The 25289-nt window shown below is 75.2% G+C and carries 23 protein-coding genes; 12 read left to right on the top strand and 11 right to left on the bottom strand.

All coding sequences use genetic code 11. From position 1 onward, the window contains the following. Positions 1-37 precede the first annotated feature (37 nt). Positions 38-895, top strand: coding sequence for a peroxide stress protein YaaA (gene yaaA, locus JJV70_RS15530; protein WP_219048568.1), 858 nt, complete (start codon positions 38-40; stop codon positions 893-895). A 60-nt stretch (positions 896-955) separates the two neighbouring features. Here the strand turns inward: yaaA and JJV70_RS15525 are convergent, their stop codons facing one another. Then, positions 956-1873 carry a cytochrome c biogenesis protein CcdA gene (locus JJV70_RS15525; RefSeq protein WP_219048567.1) on the bottom strand — a complete coding sequence of 306 codons (918 nt, stop codon included), beginning with the start codon at positions 1871-1873 and terminating at the stop codon, positions 956-958. Then, on the bottom strand, positions 1870-2490 hold the full coding sequence (locus JJV70_RS15520) for a redoxin domain-containing protein (RefSeq protein WP_219048566.1): 621 nt from the start codon (positions 2488-2490) through the stop codon (positions 1870-1872). Before JJV70_RS15520 ends, JJV70_RS15525 begins: the two co-directional genes overlap by 4 nt. 135 nt (positions 2491-2625) lie before the next feature. Between JJV70_RS15520 and JJV70_RS15515 the strand changes: the two genes are divergently transcribed. From JJV70_RS15515 to JJV70_RS15495, 5 genes are all read left to right on the top strand, one after another. Further along, positions 2626-3909 (top strand): NAD(P)/FAD-dependent oxidoreductase, encoded by a 1284-nt coding sequence (locus JJV70_RS15515; RefSeq protein WP_219048565.1) that lies wholly within the window; start codon positions 2626-2628, stop codon positions 3907-3909. Positions 3910-4002: 93 nt separating this feature from the next. Continuing rightward, entirely contained in the window at positions 4003-4566 is a 564-nt protein-coding gene (locus JJV70_RS15510; RefSeq protein WP_257574014.1) for a MauE/DoxX family redox-associated membrane protein, read from the top strand. Continuing rightward, a complete protein-coding gene (locus JJV70_RS15505; protein WP_308294830.1) occupies positions 4563-6191 on the top strand; it encodes a radical SAM protein in 1629 nt (542 codons plus the stop codon). The genes JJV70_RS15510 and JJV70_RS15505 overlap by 4 nt, the downstream gene beginning before the upstream one ends. Further along, on the top strand, positions 6188-7063 hold the full coding sequence (locus tag JJV70_RS15500; RefSeq protein ID WP_219048564.1) for a class I SAM-dependent methyltransferase: 876 nt from the start codon (positions 6188-6190) through the stop codon (positions 7061-7063). Before JJV70_RS15505 ends, JJV70_RS15500 begins: the two co-directional genes overlap by 4 nt. Then, positions 7060-7878 carry a Crp/Fnr family transcriptional regulator gene (locus JJV70_RS15495; protein ID WP_219048563.1) on the top strand — a complete coding sequence of 273 codons (819 nt, stop codon included), beginning with the start codon at positions 7060-7062 and terminating at the stop codon, positions 7876-7878. The genes JJV70_RS15500 and JJV70_RS15495 overlap by 4 nt, the downstream gene beginning before the upstream one ends. A 106-nt stretch (positions 7879-7984) precedes the next feature. Here JJV70_RS15495 and JJV70_RS15490 read toward each other — a convergent pair whose 3' ends face one another. The 3 genes from JJV70_RS15490 to JJV70_RS15480 are packed head-to-tail and all read right to left on the bottom strand — an operon-like array spanning position 7985 to position 10736. Continuing rightward, positions 7985-9130, bottom strand: a complete 1146-nt coding sequence (locus tag JJV70_RS15490; protein ID WP_219048562.1) for a bifunctional RNase H/acid phosphatase — start codon at positions 9128-9130, stop codon at positions 7985-7987. A gap of 8 nt (positions 9131-9138) precedes the next feature. Next, positions 9139-9882 (bottom strand): zinc ribbon domain-containing protein, encoded by a 744-nt coding sequence (locus JJV70_RS15485; protein ID WP_219048587.1) that lies wholly within the window; start codon positions 9880-9882, stop codon positions 9139-9141. Beyond that, positions 9879-10736: a Nif3-like dinuclear metal center hexameric protein gene (locus JJV70_RS15480; RefSeq protein ID WP_219048561.1), complete on the bottom strand. Its 858-nt coding sequence runs from the start codon at positions 10734-10736 to the stop codon at positions 9879-9881. Before JJV70_RS15480 ends, JJV70_RS15485 begins: the two co-directional genes overlap by 4 nt. A 222-nt stretch (positions 10737-10958) precedes the next feature. Between JJV70_RS15480 and JJV70_RS15475 the strand changes: the two genes are divergently transcribed. After that, a complete protein-coding gene (locus JJV70_RS15475; protein WP_219048560.1) occupies positions 10959-12551 on the top strand; it encodes a hypothetical protein in 1593 nt (530 codons plus the stop codon). A gap of 68 nt (positions 12552-12619) precedes the next feature. Here the strand turns inward: JJV70_RS15475 and JJV70_RS15470 are convergent, their stop codons facing one another. Further along, positions 12620-13474 carry a MaoC/PaaZ C-terminal domain-containing protein gene (locus JJV70_RS15470; RefSeq protein ID WP_219048559.1) on the bottom strand — a complete coding sequence of 285 codons (855 nt, stop codon included), beginning with the start codon at positions 13472-13474 and terminating at the stop codon, positions 12620-12622. Between the two features lie 155 nt (positions 13475-13629). Between JJV70_RS15470 and JJV70_RS15465 the strand changes: the two genes are divergently transcribed. The 3 genes from JJV70_RS15465 to JJV70_RS15455 all read left to right on the top strand — a co-directional run bounded on the left by JJV70_RS15465 (position 13630) and on the right by JJV70_RS15455 (position 16213). Further along, the gene (locus JJV70_RS15465; protein WP_219048558.1) at positions 13630-14304 is read left to right on the top strand and encodes a class I SAM-dependent methyltransferase; all 675 of its coding nucleotides are present in this window, start codon (positions 13630-13632) and stop codon (positions 14302-14304) included. Between the two features lies 1 nt (position 14305). Continuing rightward, a complete protein-coding gene (locus JJV70_RS15460) occupies positions 14306-15175 on the top strand; it encodes an N-acetylmuramoyl-L-alanine amidase (RefSeq protein WP_219048557.1) in 870 nt (289 codons plus the stop codon). A gap of 120 nt (positions 15176-15295) precedes the next feature. Then, positions 15296-16213: a DUF5336 domain-containing protein gene (locus tag JJV70_RS15455; RefSeq protein WP_219048556.1), complete on the top strand. Its 918-nt coding sequence runs from the start codon at positions 15296-15298 to the stop codon at positions 16211-16213. Positions 16214-16394: 181 nt separating this feature from the next. Here the strand turns inward: JJV70_RS15455 and JJV70_RS15450 are convergent, their stop codons facing one another. Genes JJV70_RS15450 through JJV70_RS15440 form a run of 3 tightly spaced genes read right to left on the bottom strand, consistent with a single transcriptional unit; the run spans position 16395 to position 19622 of the window. Then, positions 16395-17465, bottom strand: coding sequence for a prenyltransferase (locus JJV70_RS15450; protein ID WP_219048555.1), 1071 nt, complete (start codon positions 17463-17465; stop codon positions 16395-16397). Then, complete coding sequence (locus JJV70_RS15445; protein ID WP_219048554.1) at positions 17462-18223, bottom strand: class I SAM-dependent methyltransferase; 762 nt, start codon at positions 18221-18223, stop codon at positions 17462-17464. The genes JJV70_RS15450 and JJV70_RS15445 overlap by 4 nt, the downstream gene beginning before the upstream one ends. A 46-nt stretch (positions 18224-18269) precedes the next feature. Continuing rightward, entirely contained in the window at positions 18270-19622 is a 1353-nt protein-coding gene (locus tag JJV70_RS15440; protein ID WP_219048553.1) for a glycosyltransferase family 4 protein, read from the bottom strand. Positions 19623-20144: 522 nt separating this feature from the next. Between JJV70_RS15440 and JJV70_RS15435 the strand changes: the two genes are divergently transcribed. Continuing rightward, positions 20145-20765: a TetR family transcriptional regulator gene (locus JJV70_RS15435; protein WP_308294829.1), complete on the top strand. Its 621-nt coding sequence runs from the start codon at positions 20145-20147 to the stop codon at positions 20763-20765. Between the two features lie 185 nt (positions 20766-20950). Then, complete coding sequence (locus tag JJV70_RS22840) at positions 20951-21556, top strand: LuxR C-terminal-related transcriptional regulator (protein ID WP_374227307.1); 606 nt, start codon at positions 20951-20953, stop codon at positions 21554-21556. Here JJV70_RS22840 and JJV70_RS15430 read toward each other — a convergent pair. Continuing rightward, the gene (locus JJV70_RS15430; protein WP_257574011.1) at positions 21479-23323 is read right to left on the bottom strand and encodes an ABC transporter ATP-binding protein; all 1845 of its coding nucleotides are present in this window, start codon (positions 23321-23323) and stop codon (positions 21479-21481) included. The two genes, JJV70_RS22840 and JJV70_RS15430, sit on opposite strands and share 78 nt — an antisense overlap. After that, a complete protein-coding gene (locus JJV70_RS15425) occupies positions 23316-25136 on the bottom strand; it encodes an ABC transporter ATP-binding protein (RefSeq protein ID WP_219048551.1) in 1821 nt (606 codons plus the stop codon). The genes JJV70_RS15430 and JJV70_RS15425 overlap by 8 nt, the downstream gene beginning before the upstream one ends. Positions 25137-25289 lie beyond the last annotated feature (153 nt).

Below are 25289 nucleotides of genomic sequence, written 5' to 3'. Positions count from 1 at the left end.
GCGTGAGCGGTGTGCCGAGTTGTGAGGGAGTTCGACCGTGCTGGTGTTGTTGCCGCCGTCCGAGGGAAAGGCGTCCCCGGAGCCCGTGGCCGGGGTGGAGGAGTCGGTACTGCGGCTGGAGGCGCTGTCCCTGCCGGAGCTGACGGCGGCCCGCGAGCGGGTGCTGGCGGAGCTGGTCGCGCTGTGCGCGGACGCGGCCGGGGGCGAGGGCGGCCCGGGTGACGGCGGCCCGGGCGAGGACGCCAAGGCCCGCGAGGTGCTGGGGCTGAGTGAGGGTCTGCGCGGTGAGATCGCGAAGAATGCCGCCCTGCGCACGGCCCCGGTGCGCCCGGCCGGGCAGATCTACACCGGGGTGCTCTACGACGCGCTGGGCCTGGCCACGCTGGACGCGGCGGCCCGGGTGCGGGCCGAGCGCGCGCTGCTGGTGTTCTCCGGGCTGTGGGGCGCGGTGCGCGTGGGGGACCCGATTCCGTCCTACCGCTGCTCGGGCGGCGTCAAGCTGCCGGGGACCGGCGCGCTGGCCGCGTTCTGGCGCCCGGCGCTGCGGGAGGTGCTGCCGCAGGTGGCCGGGGACGGGCTGGTGCTGGACCTGCGCTCGGCGGCGTACGCGGCGATGTGGCGGCCGCAGGGCGAGGTGGCCGGGCGCACGGTGACGGTCCGGGTGCTCCAGTCGAAGATCGTGGACGGGGTGGAGAAGCGCTCGGTGGTGAGCCACTTCAACAAGGCGACGAAGGGCCGCCTGGTGCGCTCGCTGCTGAGCGAGGGCGCACAGCCGCGCACCCCGGGCGAGCTGGCCACGGCCCTGTGCGACCTGGGGTACGCGGTCGAGCACCCGGCTCCGGCGGGGCCGGGGCGGGTCACGCGGCTGGACGTCGTGGTCACCGACGTGCACTGACCGCGCGGGCGGCGCTGCCCCCGTCCGCGCGGGCCGCCGCCACGCCGCGTCCGGTGCGGGCTACCGGGCCTGCTCCCCCGGCGCGCCCGGCCGGGTCGGCTCCGGGACTCGCCGCGCGGTGCGCCGCCCGCGAGCGCGCCGGACCGCGCCGGCGACGGCCAGGCCCGCCGCGAGGAGGCAGGCGGCCCCGGCGATGGGCCAGAACCCGAGGTCGGCCAGCCACCGGGTGATGGCCCCCTGCCACTCGGTGGCGGTACCCACCACCGGGTCGTCGGTGGCCGCGCCGGACAGCACGCGCAGTTCGTACCAGCCGTAGTAGGCCACGTAGGCACCGGCGAGCAGCAGCAGGACGCCGCTGGCCCGGGTGACGTAAGGCAGGGCGCGGCGGATGCGGGCGATGACGGCCTGCCGGGAGAGGGCCACGGCCAGCGTCAGTACGCCGACGACCACGCCCATCCCGGCCGCGTAGACGGCGAACACCGCGACGACGCCGGGCAGGCTGCCGGTGCGGAAGGCGCTGGAGGTCAGGGCGAGGAAGGGGCCGACGGTGCAGGACAGCGAGGCGATCGCGTAGGACACCCCGTACAGGCCCATGGACCAGGCGGAGTCCGAGGGGCGCCCGTCGGCGCGGGGTTTCAGCTTGGGCACGGGCAGCCGCAGTTCACGTCCGGTGAGCAGCCAGCCGCCGGTGCCCAGGAGGACGACGCCGATGACGACGGTCACCCACGGCAGCCAGGGTTCGACGGACAGGGCCAGCGGCGCGACGAGGAGTCCGAAGGCGCCGAAGACGAGGGTGAAGCCGCCGGTCATCGCGGCGGTGGCCACCGCGGCGCGGCGCAGCGCGGCGGCCCGGCCGGTGCCCGCCTCCCCGCCGCCGACGTACAGCGCCAGGTAGGCGGGCAGCAGCGCGAAGCCGCACGGGTTGACGGCGGCCAGCATGCCCGCCGTCACCGCGAGGGAGTAGGGAACGGAGCTCACTGCTCGGCCAGTTCGGCCACGCGCTGCTTCAGGTCATCGGCGCTCATCGCGCCGGGTACGACCTCGACGGTGCCGGAGTCATCGACGAACGCCGTGGCGGGCTGGGCGGCGACGGAGAAGCGCGACCACAGGGAGCCGTCGGCGTCCACCGCGTGCTGGAACCCGTCGAGCTGGTGCGTCTCCACGAAGCGGTCCATCTCCGCCTGCTCACCCTTGCCGGGGACGCCGACGAACACCACGTCGTCGCCGTACTCGGCGGCGGCCTCGCGGACGTGCCCGGCCTCTCCGGCGCAGACGGTGCACCAGGGCGCCCAGAACCACAGCACGGCGTCCTGGCCCGCGAGGGAGGAGCCGCGGAACTGAGCGCCCTGGAGCGTCGTGGCGGTGAAGTCGAGCTCCTGGGGGACCTCGCCGCCGGACTCCCCGGAATCCGGCTTCCCCGCCTCCGGTTCCCCGGCATCCGGGGAGGCATCCGGCGCGTTCGGCGTCCCGCTCGCCGACTCCCCGGCCCGCTCGGAGCTGCCGGAGCTGTCCGAGCTACCGCAGGCGGCGGTGAGGGTGGCGAGTGCGGCGACGCACAGGGCCGCCGTGGCGGTGCGGAGGCGTGAGGGGCGCATGGAGTTCCCTTCCAGAGCATGGGGGCAGGCGGCCCGGCGAGCCGTGCCGTGCTGCGCACGCTAGCCAAGGCACCCCGGGCGCTCTGTGAGGGGGCTTACATTGGCGCCGTCCGCCCGGTCCGTAGCGTTCCGCGCATGGAACGCGACGCATACGACCTGGTGGTCATCGGAGGCGGCAGCGCCGGGCTCACCGGGGCCCGGACGGCTGCCCGGCTGGGGGCACGCACGCTGCTGGTGGAACGGGACCGGCTGGGGGGCGACTGTCTGTGGCGCGGCTGCGTGCCGAGCAAGGCCCTGCTGCACGCGGCGGCACGCGGCGCCACCTTCCCCGAGGCGATGGCGGCGGTCCGGCGGGCCAGGCGGGCGGTGGAGCCGCAGGACTCCGCCGAAGCGCTGGCGCGGGAGGGCGTCGAGGTGGCCTGGGGCGCGGCGACGTTCACCGGTCCGCGCACCCTGTCCGCCGGGGACCGCCGGGTGCGCTTTCGGTACGCGCTGCTCGCCACCGGGTCGGCTCCCGCCGCCGGGCACGGCGCGGGCGAGCTGAACAGCGACACGCTGTGGGAGGTGGACGCCCTGCCCAAGCGGGTGTTCGTGCGCGGCGGCGGCCCCGTGGGCTGCGAACTCGCGCAGGCCCTGGCCCGGCTCGGGGCCCGGGTCACCCTCGCCGAACTGGGCGCACGTCTGCTGCCCGGGGAGGAGCCGCGCGCCGGTGAGCTGGTGCGGGCGGCGCTGGAAGCCGACGGGGTACGCGTGGTCACCGGGCGGGAGGCGCGGCCCCGGGACGGGGAGCGGCTGCTGGACGCCACCGGGCGGCGCGCGGCGACCGGCGGGCTGGGGCTGGCCGCCGCCCACGTGTCCACCGGCGAGCGCGGTCAGGTACGGGTGGATGGGCGGCTGCGGACCAGCAATCGGCGCGTCTACGCCGCCGGGGACGTGACCGGCCGCTCGGCGTTCACCCACCTGGCCGGGGTGCAGGCGGCCTCGGCCGTGGTACACGCCCTGCTCGGCGTGCGCCGCCCGGTGGAGTACACCGCCGTACCCCGGGTGACGTTCACCGACCCCGAGGTCGCCGCCGTCGGCACCTCGGCGGGAGCGCGCCAGCGTGTCCTGGCGCACGACGAGGTGGACCGCGCCATCGCGGAGGACCGGACGGACGGCTACACCTCCCTGACGCTGGACCGGCGCGGCCGCGTCGTCGGCGCCACCGTGGTCGCGCCCCGGGCCGGGGAGACGATCGCCCACCTGGCCACCGCCGTACGGCTGGGCTGGACGCCCGCCCGGTACGCCCGCACCGTCCACCCGTACCCGACGTACGCGGACGGTCCCTGGCAGGCGGCGCTCACTCAGGTGTACGCGGACCTGCGTGCGAGCCGCGTCACCGGGCCGCTGCTGGGGCTGCGCCGGTGGCTGCGGCGCTGACCGGGCCGCCACCGGGAAACCGGCGGGGCCAGAAGCGGGGTTTCGTAAGCGCGCTCACATAGCGCGGCCGTCCGCGCTCCTAGGCTGCCGGGCATGGTGTTGCGCTTGGTGCTCGGAGCGGTGTTCACGGCGATGGCGGTCGGCCAGCTCGCCTCCTGGGATCAGATGCCGGAGATCGTGGCCGGCTACCAGGTGGTGAGCGGCGCGGGAGCGACCGCGCTCGCGGTCGCGCTGGTGGCGGGAGAGCTGGTGTGCGGCCTGTGGTTCCTGGCCCGGCCCCGCTCCCGCGACCGCGCCCCGGTGTGGGTGTACACAGCGGTGTCCCTGATGTGGGCGGGGCTCGCCGTCCAGGGCTTCGCCCGGGGACTGACGGTGGAGAACTGCGGCTGCTTCGGCACCTACCTGACGCAGTCTCTGGGCTGGCCGGTGCTGGTGCAGGACGGGCTGCTGCTGGTGTACGCCGCCCTGCTGCTGCGCGGCGGGCGTGCGGTGCGGCCCACGGGCGAGACGCCGCACCCCGGCCAAAAGCCGCACCCGGAGCGCGCGAAGAACACGCCACACGCAGAGAGCGCCGAGAGCACAGAGAACGCAGAGAACGCAGAGCACGCCGAGCACGCCGAGAACCCCGACGACGCCCAGAAAGTGGAGCAGCCGTGACCGACGCCCGCGAGGAAGCCGTGACCGACGCCCGCGAACCCGCCGCCGGGGCCGCCCCGCGCAAGCAGGACCGCGACGAGGTGTTCGTCGAGTTCACCAAGTCCATCTGCCCGGTGTGCAAGACGCCGGTGGACGCCCAGGTCAACATCCGCGACGAGAAGGTGTACCTGCGCAAGCGCTGCCGCGAGCACGGCTGGTTCGAGGCGCTGGTGTACGGCGACGCCGAGGAGTACCTGTCCTCGGCACGGTTCAACAAGCCGGGCACGATCCCGCTGACGTTCCAGACGGAGGTCAAGGACGGCTGCCCGACCGACTGCGGGCTGTGCCCGGAGCACAAGCAGCACGCCTGCCTGGGCATCATCGAGGTCAACACCGGCTGCAACCTGGACTGCCCGATCTGTTTCGCGGACTCGGGACACCATGGGGACAGTTATTCGATCACCCACGAGCAGTGCGCGCGCATGCTCGACGTGTTCGTGGAGAGTGAGGGTGAGCCGGAGGTGGTGATGTTCTCCGGCGGCGAGCCCACCATCCACAAGCACATCCTGGACTTCATCGACCTCGCCCAGGACCGGCCCATCCGCAACGTCAACCTCAATACGAACGGCATCCGGCTCGCGACGGACCGGAACTTCGTCGCCGAGCTGGGCAAGCGGAACCAGGTGCCGGGCAAGTCGGTCAACGTCTACCTCCAGTTCGACGGTTTCGACGAGCGCACCCACCGCGAGATCCGGGGGCGCGACCTGCGCACGTTCAAGCGGAAGGCGCTGGACCACTGCGCCGAGGCCGGGCTGACCGTCACCCTCGTCGCCGCCGTGGAACGCGGGCTCAACGAACACGAGCTGGGCGCGATCATCGAGTTCGGCGTCGATCACCCCGCCGTGCGCTCCGTCGCCGTCCAGCCGGTCACCCACTCCGGACGGCACGTCCCGTTCGATCCGCTGAACCGGCTCACCAATCCCGACGTCATCAAGCTCATCAACGCGCAGCTGCCCGACTGGTTCCAGCCCGGCGACTTCTTCCCCGTCCCCTGCTGCTTCCCCACCTGCCGTTCCATCACCTACCTGCTGGTGGACGGGGAGCCGGGCCACCGCAACGTGGTGCCCATCCCCCGCCTGCTCCAGGTGGAGGACTACCTCGACTACGTCTCCAACCGGGTCATGCCCGACGCGGGCATCCGGGCGGCGCTGGAGAAGCTGTGGTCGGCGTCGGCGTTCATGGGCACGGCCACCACCGAGGAGCAGCTGCGGGCCACGGCCGAGGCGCTGGACTGCGCCGACTCGTGCGGCATCGACCTGCCGGAGGCGGTCAAAGACCTCGGGGAGAAGGCGTTCATGGTCGTCGTGCAGGACTTCCAGGACCCCTACACGCTCAACGTCAAGCAGCTGATGAAGTGCTGCGTGGAGGAGATCACCCCGGACGGACGCCTCATCCCGTTCTGCGCCTACAACTCCGTCGGCTACCGCGAGGAGGTGCGGGCGAAGATGTCCGGCGTGGCGGTGGCGGACGTGGTGCCGAACGCGCTGCCGCTGGCGGACCGGCTCACGAGCACCCCGTACGGTTCGAAGACCGTGGCGGCCGATCCCGGCGGCACCGCCGGGCAGACTCCCGGGGAGCGCGGATGACGACACCGGAGGAGATCAAGTCCTGCTGCGCCGACGCCTACGCGCAGGACGTCGTATCCCTGCTGCTCGGCGAGTCCTACCACCCCGGCGGCACCGCGCTCACCCGCCGCCTGGCCGACGCGCTCGGCCTGCGCGCGGGGCAGCGCGTGCTCGACGTCGCCTCGGGCCGGGGCACGACGGCGCTGCTGCTGGCCAGGACGCACGGGGTGCACGTGGACGGCGTGGACTACGCCCCGGCGCACACCGCGCTCGCCCAGGGCGCGGCGCGGGCGGCCGGGCTGGCCGACCGGACCCGGTTCACCACCGGCGACGCCGAGCAGCTGCCCTACCCCGCCGGCGGTTTCGACGCGGTGGTCTGCGAGTGCGCGCTGTGTACCTTCCCGGACAAGGCGCGGGCGGCGGCGGAGTTCGCCCGGGTGCTGCGTCCCGGCGGGCGGGTGGGCCTGACCGACGTGACCGCCGACCCGGCCCGGCTGCCCGCCGAGCTGACCGGCCTGGCGGCCCGCATCGCCTGCGTCGCCGACGCCCGCCCGCTGGCCGAGTACGGCCGGGTGCTGGCGGACGCGGGTCTGCGCACCGTGCGCACCGAACGGCACGACGAGGCGATGGTCCGCATGATCGACCAGATCGACGCCCGGCTGAAGCTGCTCGCCATGACGGCGCCGGACAAGCTCGCGGCGGCCGGGGCGGACCCCGGCGCCGCTCGCCCCGTCCTGGCGGCGGCCCGTGCGGCCGTGGCCGAGGGCACTCTCGGGTACGCCCTGCTCGTCGCCGAGAAGTCCGGGGCGGGCGGGACAGCCGGGGCCCGTGAGACCACCGGGAGGGACGAGACCACCGGGAAGACGACCGATCAGGCCGAGAAGATGCCATGAACGACACCGGGCGCGGACGGTACTGTCTGGCCGGGGTGGCGGACGTCGCCCCCTGCGGCCCACCGCCGTGGGCGCCGGGACGACGCGAGGAGACCAGCCGGGTGACCGAGCCAGCCGACGACGCCGACCGCATGCGGTGCATGTCCGAGGTGGACATCTTCCGTGACCTGGCCGACCACGAGATGGCCGAGATGGAGCGGGCCGCTCCGATGAAGTCCTACGGGGCGGGCGAGTTGCTGCACACGCCGCAGCAGCCGAGCGAGGTGCTGTTCATCCTCAAACGCGGGCGGGTGCGTCTGTTCCGCGTGTCGGCCGACGGGCGCGCGCTGACCACCGCCGTCATCAGCCCCGGCACGATCTTCGGTGAGATGGTGCTGATCGGCCAGCGCCTGTACGACAACTTCGCGGAGGCGCTGGAGGACGTGACCGTCTGCGTCATGAGCCGGGCCGACGTCCAGCGCTACCTGCTCTCCGACGCCCGGATCGCCGCGCGGATCGCGGAAATCCTGGGCACGCGGCTCAGCGAACTGGAACAGCGCCTGTCCGACAGCGTGTTCAAGACCGTGCCGCAGCGCATCGCCACCACACTCGTCACCCTGGCGGGACAGTCCCGGCCGGCCCGGTCGCTGCTGTCCGGCCGGCACCCGCAGCTCTCCCTCACGCACGAGCAGCTGGCCGCCCTGGCGGGCACCTCGCGGGAGACGACGACGAAGGTCCTGCACGACTACGCCCGGCGCGGCCTGGTCAAGCTGGCCCGGGGCCGGATCACCGTGCTGGACCAGGAGGGTCTGGCCGAAGCCGCCGGTGAACCCTGATCCCGTCCGCCGAGACGACCGGTGGCTGGGGCGCGCCGGTGGTCCGCGGACCACCGGCGCGCCCCAGCCACCGGAACCACCCCGGTCTCCGCAGCGCCCCGTATCCCTACCGCAGGTGCGCCGTGTCGTTCAGCAGGCGCAGGGAGGCGTTGCCGTCGGCGTAGTAGGCGATGACGGACAGCGACGCGGCCGACAGTTCCATGCGGAACAGCGATTCCGGGGGCGCGCCCAGCGCCAGCCGGGCCAGCGTCTTCACCGGCGTGACGTGGGTGACGAGCAGCACCGTGCGGCCCGCGTACCGCGCGAGCAGCTTGTCGCGGGACAGGGCGACGCGGCGGGTGACCTCGGCGAAGGACTCGCCGCCCCCGCTCGGGGCCGCCGTCCCGGAGGCGAGCCAGGCGTCCAGATCGCCGGGGTACCGCTCGCGGACCTCGGCGAACGTCAGCCCCTCCCAGGCGCCGAAGTCGGTCTCGCGCAGGCCCTCGTCGGTGCGGACGTCCAGGCCCAGACGGTCGGCGACGGCGGTGGCCGTCTGCTGGCAGCGGCGCAGCGGGGAGCTGACCACCGCCTGCACGGTGCCGCGTGCGGCGAGCGCGGCGGCCGCCGCGTCGGCCTGGCGGCGTCCGGCCTGTGACAGCTCCGGGTCGCTGCCGCCGCTCCCTGAGAACCGTTTCTGCGGCGTCAGCGCTGTCTCGCCGTGCCGCAGCAGCACGAACGTCGTCGGCGTGCCGAGGTCGGCGGACCAGCCGGGCGGCGGCGCGGCGGGCGCACTCTCGCCGACGTCCTCCCGGGAAGGCGCGGCGGCCGGGTCGGGCACCCCGGACGGGCGCCACCGCTCACCCCGCTTGCCCGCGTCCATCGCCTCGTTGGCCAGCCGGTCCGCGTGGGCGTTCTGCGCGCGCGGAATCCAGGTGTAGGACACCGCGTCGGCGGGGAACAGCTCACGCGCCTCGGCGGCGAGCGGACGCATGCCCGGGTGCTTGATCTTCCAGCGCCCGGACATCTGCTCGACGACGAGCTTGGAGTCCATCCGCACCTCGACGCGCGCACCCGGGTCCAGCTCGCGCGCGGCCCGCAGACCGGCGATCAGCCCGCGGTACTCGGCCACGTTGTTCGTGGCGGTGCCGATGAACTCGGCGGTCTCCGCGAGCACCGCACCGGAGTCCGCGTCCTTGACCACCGCGCCGTAGCCCGCCGGGCCCGGGTTGCCGCGCGAGCCGCCGTCGGCCTCGATGAGCAAACGCCGTGCCATCGCCCGCGTCACAGCCCCGACTCGGGCGTGCGGACCAGGATGCGGCGGCAGTTCTCGCACCGCACCACCGTCTCCGGCGCCGCGTCGCGCACCTCGTTCAGCTCGGTGATGTTCAGCTCCAGGCGGCAGCCCTCGCAGCGGCGCTGGTACAGCTTGGCCGCGCCCACGCCGCCGTGCTGCTCGCGCAGCTTGTCGTACAGCTTCAGCAGGTCGTCCGGGACGGAGGCGGCCACCACTTCGCGTTCCTTGCGGATGCCGTCGGCCTCCGCGTCGATCTCCTCGGTGGCCGCCGCGCGCCGCGCCTGCGCGTCCTCGGCCCTGGCCCGCACCGCCGCTACCCGCTCGGTCAGCTCGGCGACGCGCGCGGTGGCGGCCTCGTTGCGCTCCATGATCTCCAGCACCACGTCCTCCAGCGTGGACTGGCGGCGGCCCAGGGAGGCGAGTTCGCTCTGCAAACTCTCCAGGTCCTTGGGGTTGGTGACCATGCCGGAGTCCAGGCGTTCCTGGTTGCGCGTGGCGCGCTTGCGCACCTGGTCCACGTCCTGCTCGGCCTTGGTCTGCTCGCGGGAGGTGTCGCCCTCCTCGGTCTGCGCGGCTACCAGCAGGTCGCGCAGCTGCGTCAGCTCTTCTTCCCGGGTGCGCACCTCGGCGTGCTCGGGCAGGTTCTCCCGGCGGTGGGCGAGCTGGGTGAGCTTCAGGTCCAGGGCCTGGAGGTCGAGCAGGCGGATCTGGTCGGCGGGCGCGGCGTTCAGTTGGGGGCTCCTGAGTGGTCGGGGTGGGCTCCGGACGCCGCGTGGGCGGTCCAGGGGTCGGTGACGGCGCGGGAGACATGCGTGCGCAGGCCCCAGCCGTGCCGTTCGGAGACGGCGTCGAGCTGCGCGGCGGCCTGCTCGCACCAGGGCCACTCGGTGGCCCAGTGGGCGGCGTCGAGCAGCGCCAGCGGCCCGTGCTCGACGGCCTCGGAGGCGGGGTGGTGGCGCAGGTCGGCGGTGAGGTAGGCGTCCACGCCGGTGGCGCGTACCTGCGTGAACAGGCTGTCCCCGGAGCCGCCGCACACCGCGACCGTGCGGATGAGGGCGTCCGGGTCGCCCGCGGCGCGGACGCCCTGCGCGGTGGCGGGCAGCCGCTCGGCGGCGTACTGCGCGAACGCGGCCAGCGACAGCGGCTCGGCCAGCTCGCAGACGCGGCCCAGGCCCCGCCTGCCGTGCGGGTCGTCGGCGTCCGGGACGAGCGGCCCGGTGACGCGCAGGTCCAGCGCCCCGGCGAGCGCGTCGGAGACGCCGGGATCGGCCACGTCGGCGTTGGTGTGCGCCACGTGCAGCGCGATGTCGTGCTTGATCAGTGTGTGCACGACGCGGCCCTTGAAGGTGTGGGCGCCAACGGTCGTGGTTCCGCGCAGGTAGAGCGGGTGGTGGGTGAGCAGCAGGTCGGCGCCGAGCGCGATGGCCTCGTCCGCCACCTCCCGCACGGGATCGACCGCCACCAGGACCCGGGACACCTCGGCGTCCGGGTCCCCGCAGACGGTGCCGACCGCGTCCCACTCCTGGGCCGTGGCGGGCGGCCACAGGGCGTCCAGCGCGGCGATGACTTCGGATAGTGCGGGCACGGGGCAAGGCTACCGCCCACGCGGGGGACGCCGCCGGGCCCACTCCCCGGCGGCCTGCGGGACGGCCCAGGACCCATCCGGCGGGTCGGGCCGGTGGCAGCACAGGCAGAGCGGACCGGTACGGCGCAAGAGGGCAGAGCCACCCGTACGGGTGAAGACATGCGTCTCTCGCCCTTCGGAAGCGTGTGCTGTCCCTAGCGTCGCCTGTGGAGGTGATCGCGGATGACAGCCTGTGCGACCGATCTGGGCACGGCGACCGACGACGTCAACGCGGCAACCGCCGACGGCCCGGCCGGCGGCACCACGGACCCTGCGGGGACTCCCGGCACGGTAGCCGCGCCGGGCGGAGCCCCCCACCCGGACGCCGCGCAGCCCACAGCCAGCCCGCACGGCGTGGCCAGCCCGCACCGCGCGGGCGGCACGTACGGCACAGGCGGCACGGACAGCCGCGCGCGGGCGGAGTCCGGAGCCGAAGCAGCCGCGCCCGCAGCGGGCAGGCCCGGGGTGACAGCCGCAACGGCCGCAGCGCCCGCGCCCCCCACACCCGGGGCTGAGGGTGCCGGAGTGGAGAAGGGGCCGCCGCCGTATCGGCCGCTTGCCTGCGTCATCGCCGACGACGGCAGCTACGCGGCCCGCCTCGCCGCGCCCGGGGGCGGTGACCGCTGGCGTCCGGAGCGGTGGACGTTCGACGGCCCCGAGCCCTACGCCGTCGCCCTGCCCGGCCGTCAGCCCGAGGACCCGCACGCCCAGCTCCTCCCCCTGCGCGACGGCCGCGTGCTCATCCTGCGTCGCGCGGGCGGCCAGTACCGGCCCGCGCTGCTCTACCCGAGCGGACCGGGTACCGGCGAACTCCCGCTCGGGGCCGTGGAGTGCGCGCAGCTGGCCCTGCTGCCCCCGGTCCCGGGCGGGTCCACGGCCTACGCGCTGGCCCCCGGCGCCGCCGCCACGACGGTGTGGCGCCTGGTCGGCGGGCAGGCGGGCCCGGAGCCCGTCGCCGTCGTGCCCGGTCACTGCGCGGACGGCGCCTGGCTGGAGGGCACCGGCCGCCTGCTGGCGCTGAACCGGCGGGTGGGAGACGGCCCGGTGAAGGCCGTCGCGGTGGACCTCGGCGCGGGCGGCGCCCTGACGCCACTGCTGGAGATCGCCGACGGCAGCAACGACCGGCTCCTGCTCGCCGATCCTGACAGCGGGCTGCTGCTGGTCCGCTCGGACGCGCCGGGGGCCGACCGGGTCGGCTGGGGCGTGCTGGGCAGCCGCCTGCCGGTCCGCTTCCCCGCCGCGCTGCACCCGGGCGGGGAGTCCACGGGCACGGCCGTGACGGTGACGCCGTTCGCCGTCCAGCCGGGGCAGCCGCTCCTGGCGGAGAGCTGCGCCGTCGCCCTGCGGGTGGAGCCGGAGCCCGGGGCTGGGGGGCTGCCGTGGCTGGCGGTGTGGCGGCCGGGCTGGCGCGCGGTGCGGTACCTGCCCGCGCCCGACGGCTGGCTGCGCACCGGCCGTTTCACCGCCGGTGGCGAGCTGCGGCTGCCGTACGCGACGCGGGAGGTGCCGTGCGGGGTGGCCCGCCTGCATCCGGCCGCACCGGAGGACGGCCCGCCAGCCCCGCCCCGCCGCCAGCCAACGGCCCCGGCCCCGGCCCCGCGACCAGCACCGGCACCAGCACCGGCCCAGCAGCCAGCCCCCGGGACCCAGCCAGCGCCCGGACCGCAGATGCGGCCGGAGCCACCCGGCCCGGCGCTCCCGCCCGACCCCGAGCCGGAGTGCACGTGCGGGCCGGTGCTGCCGCTGGGCCAGGCGCTGGCCATGGCGGGCCGCTGATCGCGGGCGCGGACCGCACCCCCGGCGGGACGCCACCCGGCAGGGGCGGGGGGTGTCCGCGTGTGGAGTCAGAACTCCACCACGGTGTCGGACAGCACCGGGGCGTCGTCCCGGTCCGCCACCGTCACCGCCGCCTGGAGGCGGTGTTCGTCCAGCCGCCAGGCGCGGATGCGCAGCGTCTCACCGGGGAAGACGACACCGGCGAACCGGGTGCGGTAGCCCCGCACCCGGCTCGCGTCGCCGTCGAGCGCGGTGTCCACCAGCGCCTTCAGCGTCATGCCGTAGGTGCACAGGCCGTGCAGGATCGGGCGGTCGAACCCGGCCAGAGCGGCGAACTCCGGGTCGGCGTGCAGGGGGTTCCAGTCGCCGCTCAGCCGGTAGAGCAGCGCCTGTTCCTCGCGCACGCCGCGCTCCAGCGTGAGGTCCGGCGCCCGTTCGGGCGGGGCGAGCCGTTCGGAGCCGCCGCGCTCCCCGCCGAAGCCGCCCGCGCCGCGCGCGAACAGTTCGACGTCGCAGCTCCACAGCGGACCGTCGGCGTCGGCGACATCCGCCCGGAGCACGATGACGGCGGCCTTGCCCTTGTCGTGGACGGCGGCCACCCGGGTCGTGGCCGTCGCCGTGCCCGCGACCGGGATCGGCCGGTGCACGTCGATGCGCTGCCCGCCGTGCAGGACGCCGGCGAGATCCACCTCGATGCCGGGCGTGCCCAGTGCGTCCATCACCCCGAGCGCCCCGCCCGCGACGGTGGCGAAGCTCGGCAGCACCCGCAGCCTGCTCTCCAGCGTGTACCGCAGCTCGGCCGGGTCGGTGGCGGGCACTCCGGCGCCCAGGCCCAGGTGGTAGAGCAGCACGTCCTTGTGGTCCCACGTCAGTTCCGTGGACCGGGGTTCGGCGGCGAGCGCGGTGGCGACGTCGATGGGCATGCGACGGACCCTCCTGAGCGGACAGCGAACGAGAACACGTTCTCGCTGACACCTGTATAACGCAGCGATCACGCCAGGGGAACAGCCGCGCGCCCACCCGGCGGACGCCGCACCCCGCCAACCCCCGCGCCCGCCGCTCAGCGCCATGCGGCAGCATGACCCGCATGACGTCACCCGACCCCTCCGGGACCCCGGTACCGGACCCGGACCTCCTCGCCGCTTTCGAGGCCGCCAAGGGATTCATGCCCCGCCACGAGGGCCTGGCCCTGTACGCGGCGGCGCACCGGGCCGCCCGGCTGGGCCTGCCGCTGCTGGAGGTCGGCACCTACTGCGGCCGCTCCACCCTGCTGCTCGCGGACGTCGCGCGCCGCACCGGCGTCACGGTCGTCACCGTTGACCACCACCGTGGCAGCGAGGAGCAGCAGCCGGGCTGGGAGTACCACGACACCGAACTGGTCGATCCGCACGTGGGCGCGATGGACACGCTGCCCGCCTTCCGCCGCACCCTGCACGGCGCGGGCCTGGAAGAGCACGTGCTCGCGCTCGTCGGCCGCTCGCCGCAGGCCGCCGCGCTGTGGCGCGCCCCGCTCGGGCTCGTCTTCATCGACGGCGGCCACACCGAGGAGCACGCGCAGGCCGACTACGCCGGGTGGGCGCCACAGGTGGCCGTCGGCGGGTTGCTGGTCATCCACGACGTCTTCCCCGACCCGGCCGACGGCGGACCGGCGCCGTTCCACGTCTACCAGCGCGCGCTGGAGTCCGGGGAGTTCACCGAGGAGCCGGGTACGGGCTCGCTGCGCGTGCTGCGCCGCACCATGGCGGGCCGCTGAGGTGACGCCCGCGCGCCGGGGTTTCGTCGCCGTCGCCGTGCTGCTGCCGCTGTGCCTGCTCGGCGCGGTGGCGTGGCTGCTGGCACGCGGAGGCGAGCGGCCCGCGCCGTCACCGACCACGCGCCCCGCCTCACCGCCGGGCAAGGTGGCGCCGCAGGAGTCAGGCGAGCCGGGGGCGGACGGGCCGCTGCGCGGTGCCGTCGTCGTACTGGACCCGGGGCACAATCCCGGCAACGGACAGCATCCGCAGGAGATGGCGCGGCTCGTGGACGCCGGGAACCACCGCAAACCGTGCGACACGGCCGGGGCCTCCACCCAGGACGGGTACGCGGAGGCCGAGTTCACGTTGGACGTGGCCCGCGCCGCCCAACAGCGCCTGCAAGCGCTGGGCGCCACCGTGCGGTTGACCCAGAACGGCGACCGGCCCTTCGGACCGTGCGTGGACGAGCGGGCCCGGATCGGCAACGAGGCGGAGGCCGACGCGGTGGTGTCCGTCCACGCCGACGGGGCGGGCCCCGGGCAGCGCGGCTTCCACGTCATCCTGCCCGCCGAGGTGAACGAGGGGTCGGCGGACACCCGGGCCGTCACCGCCCCGTCGCGGGCACTCGGCGAGCACCTGGTCACCCGGTTCGCTTCGGCGACGGACACCGAACCCGCCCGCTACCTCGGCCCGCGCACCGCCGCCTCGGGCCTGGACGTGCGCGACGACCTCGCCGGACTGAACCTGACCACCGTCCCCAAGGTGTTCCTGGAATGCGGCAACCTGCGCGACTCCGCCGACGCCGCACTCCTCACCGACTCGGCGTGGCGCGAGCGCGCGGGCCACGGCATCGCCGACGGTATCGCCGCATACCTGGCGGATGGGCGCTGACCACGCCCGCAGCGGGAACCGAACCAGGGGGTCGCCCGCCGGTTGATCGGGGAATCCGTACGATAGGGGCCGCCCCCGTGATGACCGGACCATGACGACGAGATCGGCAAAGGACCTGACGTGAACAACCGCTCGCTCAGTCGAGGCGACGCAGTGGTGATCGGAGCAGCGGTTGTGCTGTTCATCGCCTCGTTCCTCGACTTCTACTCCGCCGGGTTCCAGAGCTGGAACGGCTGGTCGAACTTCTGGTGGCCGGTCATGCCGTCCGTCTTCCTGGCCGGGTTCTTCGCAGCCGGGCTGATCGCGGGGTCCCGGTTCCTGTCGCCCGAGTTCAAGCTGCTCGGCCTCAAGCTGGACCAGTGGGGCGTGGCCCTGAGCGTCTTCGCGTTCTGGACTGCCCTGTGGACGCTGTTCGGCAGCGCCAGCGCCGCCAAGGAGGGCCTGGACATCGGCGCGGGCCAGATCATCGCCTTCATCGCGCTCATCGTGCTGCTGGCCGGGGCCGTGCTGCCGCAGTTCGTGCCCGTCCTGCGCGCGCCGCTGATCCCGGCCGGTGGCCCGAAGGCGGGCCAGCAGCCGTACGGGCAGCAGCCCGGGTACGGCTACCCGCAGGGCGGCCAGCCGTCCTACGGCTACCCGAACGGCCCCCAGCCCGGCGCGCCGCACGAGGCGCAGGCGCCCTATGACGCGCAGGCTCCCTACGGCGGGCAGCAGCCGCAGCAGCCGTACGCCGAGCAGCAGCCCTACGCTGGCCAGCAGCCGCAGCAGGCCCACGCCGCCGCTGCCCCGCAGGCCGCCCAGGCGCCCCAGCCCGCCGCCGCCCAGCCGCAGGCCGACCCGAACTTCCAGCCGTTCTGGTTCGCGGTTCCGGCCGCGCGCCCGCTCGTCGGCGAGGACGGCTCGCCCCAGCCGGTGGCCGAGCTGACACCGGGCGTCTGGTACCTGGCGGTCGAGCAGCGAGGACAGGCGCTCATCGCCCAGACCCAGGATGGCCGCCGCGGCCTGCTCCAGGACACCTCCGGCATCCAGCGCGGCTGACCGCCGCCCCGGGCGCACCAGGCCCCGGCTCCCTCACGGGGGCCGGGGTCTTCTGTTGCGCGGGGAGTCGGCTCTTTGCGCCGTGCCAGCGCAACCGGCGCGGAGAGCCGACCAGACGCGAGCCCGGCCGGACGCGGCCGAGGAGGCGGCGCGTTGCCGGGCGGGCCGGCCCCGTGGCGTGCTACCCGCAGCAGTCCGGGGGCAGGCCCGGAGGGAGGTTCGCGGGAGTGAAGATCTCCGTGGTCGCCTCGTCGCCGCCCAGGGCGGCCGTGGCGAGGAGGAGGGAACCGGCGGTCCAGGCGGTCTGCTCGCGGGGCCAGATGGCGTCGTCGGCGAAGACGTAGCCGGTCCAGTACATGCCGTTCGGGGCACGCAGGTGGGCCATGGACCGCAGGATCTCCACCGCGCGGTCGGCCTCTCCCATCGTCCACAGCGCGAGCGCGAGTTCGGCGCTCTCGCCGCCGGTCACCCAGGGGTTGGGGGTGACGCAGCGGACGCCGAGACCGGGGACGACGAAGCGGTCCCAGCCCTCCTCGATGCGTGCCTTGGCGGCCGGACCGGTGAGGGCTCCGGCGAGGACGGGGTAGTACCAGTCCATCGAGTAGCGGGACTTGTCGGCGAACCGCTCGGGGTGGTGGGTGATGGCGTGGCCGAGGCGGCCGACGGCCAGTTCCCAGTCGGGCTGCGGTTCCTCGCGGTGTTCGGCGATGGCCAGCGCGCAGCGCACGGCCTGGTAGCTGGAGGAGCAGCCGGTGAGCAGCGCCTCGGTGCGTACGGTGCCGTCGTCCTCCCGCTTCCACGCGAGGGGCCCGCCTGGCTGCTGGAGCGCCAGCACGAAGTCCACGGCGGCGACGACGACGGGCCACACGCGGTCCAGGAAGGTGTCGTCGCCGGTGGACAGGTAGTGGTGCCAGACGCCGACGGCCACATAGGCGCAGAAGTTGGACTCGCGGCCCCGGTCGGTGGGCGTGTCGGCGGCGCCGTCGGCGTAGGCGGCGTACCAGGAGCCGTCGGGCAGCTGGTGGTCGGCGAGCCAGCGGTAGGCGGCCTCGGCGGCGGTGTGTTCGCCCGCCGTGTCGAGCGCCATCGCGGCTTCCACGTGGTCCCACGGGTCGAGGTGGTGGCCACGGAACCAGGGAATGGCGCCGTCCGGGCGCTGCTGCGCGAGGATGCCCGCGACGGTCTGGGACGCCTGCTCGGCGGTGAGGACGCCGGGCAGGACGAGGCGTTCGGTGCGCTCCGGGCTCGTCACGCAGCGCCCTCAGCGGCGGCGTGGGCGGAGGCGGCGGCGCGGGGCAGGTGCGGCTTGGTGGCGTAGGCGACGAAGCTCTTGCCGATCAGCGGGTCGAGCGCGCGCTCGGCCAGGCGCGTGGCGAGCGGCTTCTTCATGATGTCCCACACCAGGAGCTTGTGGTAGGCGCGGACCGGCAGGGCCTGGGCGTTGTCCACGCCGAAGGCGCACTTCAGCCACCAGTAGGGCGAGTGCAGCGCGTGGGCGTGGTGGGTGCCGTAGGGGCGCAGGCCCGCCTCCCGCAGCCGGGCGAGCAGTTCGGTCGCCCGGTAGATGCGGATGTGTCCGCCCTCGACCTCGTGGTAGGCGTCGGACAGCGCCCAGCACACCTTCTCCGGCCCGTAGCGGGGGACGGTGACGGCGATGCGGCCACCGGGGCGCAGCACCCGCACCAGCTCGGCGAGCACGCCCTTGTCGTCGGGGATGTGCTCCATCACCTCGGAGATGATGACGACGTCGAAGCTGTCGTCGGGGAAGGGCAGGGCCAGCGCGTCGCCCTCCATCGCGGTGGCGGTGGCGCCGGGCGGGGCTTCGCCGGCCTCTTCCATGGCCGCGAACCAGGTGGCCACCTCACGGATCTCCTCGGCGTTGCGGTCCAGGGCGACCACCTGGGCGCCGCGCCGGTAGCACTCGAAGGCGTGGCGTCCGGCGCCGCAGCCCAGGTCGAGGACGCGGTCGCCCGGGGCGAGCGGGAACCGGGAGAAGTCGACGGTCAGCACAGGGGTTCTGCTTTCGTGGCGAGGGGCGTCAGCGGGCGGGCGGTGGTCAGGTGCGCGAACGGGCGGCGGTAGCGCGGGCGATGGCCTCGCGGTAGTGCGCGGCGGTGCCGAGGGCCGCCTGCCGCCAGGTGAAGCGGCTGAGTACGCGGGCGCGTCCGGCGGCGCCGAGGCGGGCGCGCAGCGGGGCGTCGGCGAGCAGGCGGGCGAGGGCGCCGGCGAGGGCGCCGGGGTCGCCGGGCGGCACCGCGAGGCAGGTCTCACCGTCGGGTCCGGCGACCTCGGGCAGGGCGCCGCCGGTGGTGGCGATCAGCGGTGTGCCGGTGGCCATGGCCTCGGCGGCGGGCAGCGAGAAGCCCTCGTAGAGGGAGGGGACGCAGGCGAGCTGCGCGCCGCGCACCAGGTCGGCGAGTTCGCGGTCGGTGATGCCCTTGACGAACTCGACGGGGCGGCGGCCGGTGCGGTCGGGCGCGTGCAGGCCGAAGCGTTCGATGGCGGCGGCGACGGGGCCGTCGTCCGCGCGGCGGCCGACGACGACCAGGTGCGCGTCGGGCTGTTCGGTGCGGACCTTGGCCAGCGCCTCCACCAGGTACACCAGCCCCTTGAGCGGCACGTCGGCGCTGGAGGTGGTGACGATGCGTCCGGGGACCTGCGGCACGGCCGGGTCGGGGGTGAACAGGTCGGTGTCGGCGCCGATGTGGACGACGTGGACGCGGTCGCCACGCACGCCGAGGTGGTCCACGATCTCCTGGCGCGAGGTGCCGGAGACGGTGAGGACGGAGGGCAGGCGGCGGGCGACGCGGCGCTGCATGCGGGTGAAGCCGTACCAGCGGCGCACGGACAGGCGACGCCTGAGGGTGTCGGCGGCGGCGAGGTCGAGCTGCCGGTCCACGGTGATGGGGTGGTGGATGGTGGTGACCAGCGGTGCGCCGAGCACGGGCGGGCCGCCGAGCAGGCCGTAGCCAAGGGTCTGGTTGTCGTGGACGACGTCGAACTGGCCACGGCGGGCGGCGAGGTGGCGGCGGGCGCGCAGCGAGAACGTCAGCGGCTCGGGGAAGCCGCCGGTCCACATGGTGGCGACCTCCAGCGCGTCCACCCAGTCGCGGTACTCCGCGCGGCGCGGGGTGCGGAACGGGTCGGGCTGGCGGTAGAGGTCCAGGCTCGGCAGCTCGGTGAGGGTGACGCCCTCGTCCACCACGGGGTACGGCTGGGCTCCGATGACCTCGACGCGGTGGCCCAGGCGGGCCAGTTCGCGGGAGAGGTGGCGCACGTAGACGCCCTGGCCGCCGCAGAAGGGGTTGCCCTTGTAGGTCAGCAGGGCGATGCGCAGCGGGCGGCCGCCGCCGGGGCCGGGGGCGTGCCGGGGTGCGGACGCCGCGTCGCGTATGGCCTTGGCGGTCACTCGCCGTCCGTCCCTTCGTGCCGGGTTCCGTGCCGGATGGTCGCGGGAGCGTAACCGCTCGCGCTAAGGTAGAACAAGTTTCACTCCGGAGTGCGGCCGGTACGCCGCGCCCCTGAATCTACCGGCCGGTCACCACGCCGCCCGGAGCGGACCCGGTGATTCCCACCACGGTCGCGGCCCGCGCCGATCGCCCGGACGCCCCGAGTACGCGCGGAACCCGGAGCACGCGGCCGGGGCGGCAAAATGCCCGGGACGGCACGGCGACCACGCAAGCGCACGATCGCGACGACCAGCACAGAAATACGGCCACCTGACGACACCATGAGCTCACCCGCCACGCCACCGCCCGGCCCGCACCGGGCCACCTCGCCCACACCCGCCGCGCCACCGCACGCGTCGGCGGGGACAGCCGGGGCAGCCACACCGCCCGCGAGGACGGCGCGGGCGGGGACCGGGCGCTCGGGCGCTCCGGGCGCGGCTGCCGGACCCGCACCGGGCGCCGGGCACACCACGGGCGCCGACGTGCCGCACGCCCCGCGCCGGGGACGCTCGGGCCAACAGCGGGCGCGGCGGCAGGGCATCTTGCGGGCCGCTACCGATCTCGCCCGTGGGGGTGGTTTCGAGGCCGTGCAGATGCGCGAGGTCGCCGAGTCTGCCGGGGTGGCACTCGGCACGCTGTACCGCTATTTTCCGTCGAAGATTCACCTGCTGGTGGCCGTCCTTCAGGACCAGTTGCGGCTGCTGCACGGAACCCTGGACGCGGACCCACCGCACGGACCGGGTGCGGGGGCGCGGGTGGCGGAGACGCTGATGCGCGCATTTCACGCCATGCGGGACGAGCCACACCTGGCCTCCGCCATGGTGCGGGCGCTGACTTCGGCGGATCGGTCGGTGCGCGCCGAGGTGGATACCGTCCTGGAGATCACCAGCGGGATCGTGCTGGACGCGATGAAAGCGGGCGGTGCGCCCACACCCGCACAGCTCTCCGCCGTCCGGGTCATCGAGCACACCTGGTTCTCCCTGCTCATCAGCTGGCTGTCCGGGCGGACGACCATCGAAACCGTGGGTACGGACCTGAAGACGGTGTGTCGCCTGGCGGAAGCACACCCGGCGAACCGCGAGACCTCCGAGGGCGCACAGTAGGCGCATTGAGACACGGCGTGCGCGCTTCCGTACCTCCACGTGGCTTGATTTGAATGGTCGTCGCCGAGTGGTGCGGATTCAATGGCCGCTGTCACCCATCCCGTAGGCCGTGGCCACCCGGGGTAGGCGACGAACCGCGCGGCAGGAACGGCCGGCTGTGCGGAGATGCACGGGAGGTAGCGTCAGTGATCCGGGTCTTGCTCGTACACGACACGCGCCTGCTGAGGTCGGGCCTGGCCCAACTGCTCAGCAAGGCACAGGACATGGACGTGAGCACCGCGCCGTGGAGACAAGCGGGCCGCGCGGCACGCTCGGCCGGGGCGGACGTGTGCGTGGCCGATCTGGACGAGGGCGCCGGGGGCGAACAGCGGGACCTCGACGCCCTGCGCCGCGAGCTGCCCGCACCGACCTGCCGGGTCCTGGTCCTGGCTACCCCGGGTCGTCCGGGAACACTGCGGCAGGCGGTGGAGGCGGGCGCGCAGGGCTACGTCAACAAGGACGCGAGTCCCCAGGAGCTGCTGGCCGGGATACGGCAGGTCGCCAAGGGGGAACGTTTCGTCGATGCCTCGCTGGCCTTCGGCTTCCTCCAGGCCACCCAACTCCCGCTGACCCGGCGTGAACTGAGCGTGCTGTCCCTGGCCGCCGAGGGCGCGTCGGTCGCGGAGATCGCCAGTTCGCTGCACCTGAGCAACGGCACGATACGGAACTACATGTCAGCGATCACCCGGAAGACCGGCGCCCGCAACCGGGTGGACGCCATCTGTATCGCCCAGCGCTCCGGCTGGCTGTGAGCTTGCGGTGCTTGCCGCACTTGCGGTGCCGGACGCGTCCGCCGCGTCCGGCACCGCCGCCTCCCAGGCGCCCGCCAGCTCGCGGTAGCGCGCGGAGGCGGACGCCACCTCCCCCGGGGTGCCGCACCGCGAGCGGGCGCCGTCCAGCACCAGCACGAGGTCGGCGCGCCGGGCGGAGCTGATCCGGTGCGCGATCACCACCAGGGTGCCGGGCCGCCGCCGGAACGCCTGCTCCGCGCGTGCCTCGGCGGCCGGGTCCAGATGGCAGGTGGCCTCGTCCAGCACGACCAGCGACGCCGGTGCCGCGTACGCCCGCGCCAGCGCCAGCCGCTGCCGCTCCCCCGCCGACAGCCGCTCCGGATCGACGTCGGCGTCCAGCCCGCCCAGCCGCCCGGCCAGATCGGCGCCACCGGTGGCCTCCAGCGCCCGGTGCAGCGCGGCGTCGGGCACCGGGTCCGGGCACAGGTAGGTGAGGTTGGCGCGCAGCGTGCCGGTGAAGACGTACGCCTCCTGCGGGACCAGCGCCACCGGCCCGCGTACGGCGAGGTGACCGGCGTCCGGCGTCAGCAGCCCGGCGAGGAGCAGCGCGAGCGTGGACTTGCCGGTGCCGCTGGTGCCGACCACGGCCAGGTGGCCCCCGCGCGGCAGGCACAGGTTCACCCCGTCGAGCACCGGCTGCGCGCGCCGCCCGTAGGCGAAGGTGACGCCGCGCAGGCTGAGCGCGGTACCGGGCGTGCGCGGGGTCGGCGGCGCGGGGGGCGCGGGCGGCGCGGTCGGCGGGGCGTCGTCGGCACCGCGCAGCCTGCCGACGACGACGGCCAGCCGCGCGCCCGCGTTGCCCAGCCCGTGCACCAGGCTCTCCAGCGCGGGGATCAGCGAGTGCAGCAGGTAGGTCAGCGCCCCGGCGAGCGCGCCCGCGCTCACCCCACGGGCCAGCAGCCACGGCGTGAGGACGAGCAGCAGCACCACCGGCAGCCGTCCGCCGATCCCCAGGGCCGCCGCCCGGGTGACGCCCCAGCGGGCCAGCGCCTCGGCGGCCCGCCGCTCGGCGGCGACGCGCGCGGCGGCCTCCGTCCGCGTAGGCTCCTCCGCCCCGGCGGCCACCACGTCGCGCAGCCCGCCCGCCGTCTCGCCCAGGTGCTCGGCGATGGCCTCGTCGGCGATGAGGAAGTCCCGCTGGCGGCGGGCCAGCGGGCGCAGCGAGAGTCCGAAGACCAGCAGGCCGAGGGCCAGCGGGGGCAGCACCACCAGGAGCAGCAGCGGGTGCAGGGAGGCGAGTCCGGCCAGCGCGGCGGCGGAGGTGAAGGCGAAGGCGCGGCCCGCCATGAGCAGCCCGGCGAAGCTGTCCCGGGCGATCTCGACCTGGTGCGTCAGACGGGAGACGACACCCGAGTCGGTCGCCCGGCCCCGGCGGACGGCGGCGTGCAGCCCGGTGCCGACGACACGCTCGACCAGCAGGTCGCGCATCGGCTCAGCGAGCGTGGCGACCGCCCGGTACACCCGTCCGGCGCCGAAGGAACCGGCGAGCACGCCGAGCGCGCCGAGCGCCAGCCACGCCAGTCCGGTGCCGACGCTGCCGCGCAGGAAGCCGTCGTCCAGCGCGTGTGCGACGGCCAGGCCGAGCAGGAACGTCTGCGCGGACTCCAGCACCGACCACCCGGCGAGTGCCCCGAGCGCGCGGGGCCGCTGCCGCAGGCGCCGCGCCCCCGCCGCGAACAGGCCCCGGGTGCCGGGCTCCTTGGTGGTGGTGCGGGTGGCCTCACGCATCGGCGGCCTCGACTGCGATGCCGGCGGTCCCGGGAGCGGCGTCGGCGGTCCCGGCGGCGGTGGGGGCGGGGGTGCCCGCGTCGGCGGGGCGCGTGGTGTCCGCGCCCGGGGCCGCCGCCGCGTCTGGAGCCGCGTCCGGGGCGGTGAACACCGCGCGGTAGGCCGGGTCGTGCCACAGGCGGGCGTGCGGGGCCAGGGCGCGCAGGTGGCCCGCGTCGAGCCAGGCGACCAGATCGGCGCGGGCGGCGGTGGTGGCACGGTGGGCGACGACGAGCCGGGTGCGGGTGCGCTCGGGGGCGAACAGCACGGCGGTGACCTGGCGTTCGGTGCTGGTGTCCAGGCTGGAGGTGGCGTCGTCCAGGATGAGCAGGCGTCCCGCGTGGGCGAAGGCGCGGGCCAGCCCCAGGCGTTGCACCTCGCCGCCGGACAGGGGTGCGTCGGCGCAGGGGGTGGCGTAGCCCTCGGGCAGGGTGCGGATGAAGGAGTCGGCGCGGGCGGCGCGGGCGGCGGCCAGGACGACGGCATGGCCGGGCGGGGCGGGGCCGAGTCCGATCGTCCCGGCGAGGGTGCCGCCGACCAGGGCGGGCCGCTCGAAGGCGTAGCCGACGGCGGCGCGCAGGGAGGCGGCGTCCACCGTGTCCAGCGGGAGCCCGTCGAGCAGTACGGTGCCCGTGCTCGGCTCGGCCAGCTTGCCCGCCAGCCGGGCCAGTTCGGACTTGCCGGAACCGGAGCGGCCGACGACGGCGACGGTGGCTCCGCCGGGCACCGTGAGGTCCACCCCGGACAGCACCGTGCGTCCGTCGCGCACCGCGCTGACGCCGCGCAGCTCCAGCGTCCCGGGGCCGTCCGGGAGCGGGGCGGTGCCGTAGGGCACGGCGGGGACGGCGTGCACCTCGGCGAGCCGGACGGCTGCCTGGCGGGCACGGACCAGCGCGGCGACGCGGCCCGTCAGCACACCGATGCCGCTGGCGAGCACGGCGTAGCGGGCGGCGGCGAGCAGGGCGCCGACGGTGAGCTGACCGTCGGCGAGCAGCCATCCGGCCGTGGCGACGACGGCCAGCTGGAGAAGCGGTACCAGCACGGCGGCCTGCGCGGTGGCCCGGCCCTGCACCCGCCACATGCGGTGCCCCTCGCGGCTCAGCTGGGGCAGCGGGCCGAGGATACGGGCGCGTTCACGCTCCAGCGTCCCGGCGGCGGCGACGGTGCGGGCACCGGCGAGCGCTTCGGCCAGCCGTCCGGCGATCAGGCCCTGCGCCTGCTGGTAGCGGGCGACGGCGTCACCGGAGGAGCGGGCGAAGGCGCGCAGCAGCAGGACCAGGAGGGGCGCGCCGAGCAGGAAGACGGCGGCGAGCCGGACGTCGATGAGCAGGAGCGCGGTGATGCCGCCGACGGGCAGCGCGAGCGCGGACAGCAGCGCGGCGGCGGACGCGGGCGCGGTACCGGCCTGGGCGGCGAGCGCGGTGCCCCGGGTGACCAGGTCGCCACGGCTGAACCGGGCGGCTCCGGCCGGGCCGGCGGCGAGCAGGTGGCCCACCAGGCGGGTGCGCAGGCGTGCGGTCGCGTGGGCGGTGGTGGTGCCGGTGAGGACGGTCTCGGCGGCGTCGAGCAGGAACAGCGCGGCGAGCAGCGCGGCGCTGCACGCCAGCCATCCGGTGGCCGGTTCACCGGTGAGGAGGAGATCGAGGGTGCGGCCGAGCACGGCGGGCAGCGCCAGCGCGGTGGCGGCGTCCGCGGTGGTGACGCACCCGATGGCGGTGGCGCGGGGGGCGCTGCGGCGGAGGGCGTCGAACAGGAGGCGGTCGGCGGGGGTCATCTCTTGCGTGCACCTCGCTTCCCTCGGTTCCTGCCGTCTCCCCCGGTTTCGGCGCGGGCGGCCTGCCACGCGCCGGCACCGGGTCTCCCGCGCACGGGGCGCGGGGGACCCGGTGGGACGGTCCCGGGCGGGTTTGGGCCGCCGCCCGGGACC

Source organism: Streptomyces sp. JJ66 (genome assembly GCF_019303495.1).
Classification (GTDB): Bacteria; Actinomycetota; Actinomycetes; order Streptomycetales; family Streptomycetaceae; genus Streptomyces.
This window is presented reverse-complemented; position numbering and strand designations above follow the sequence as displayed.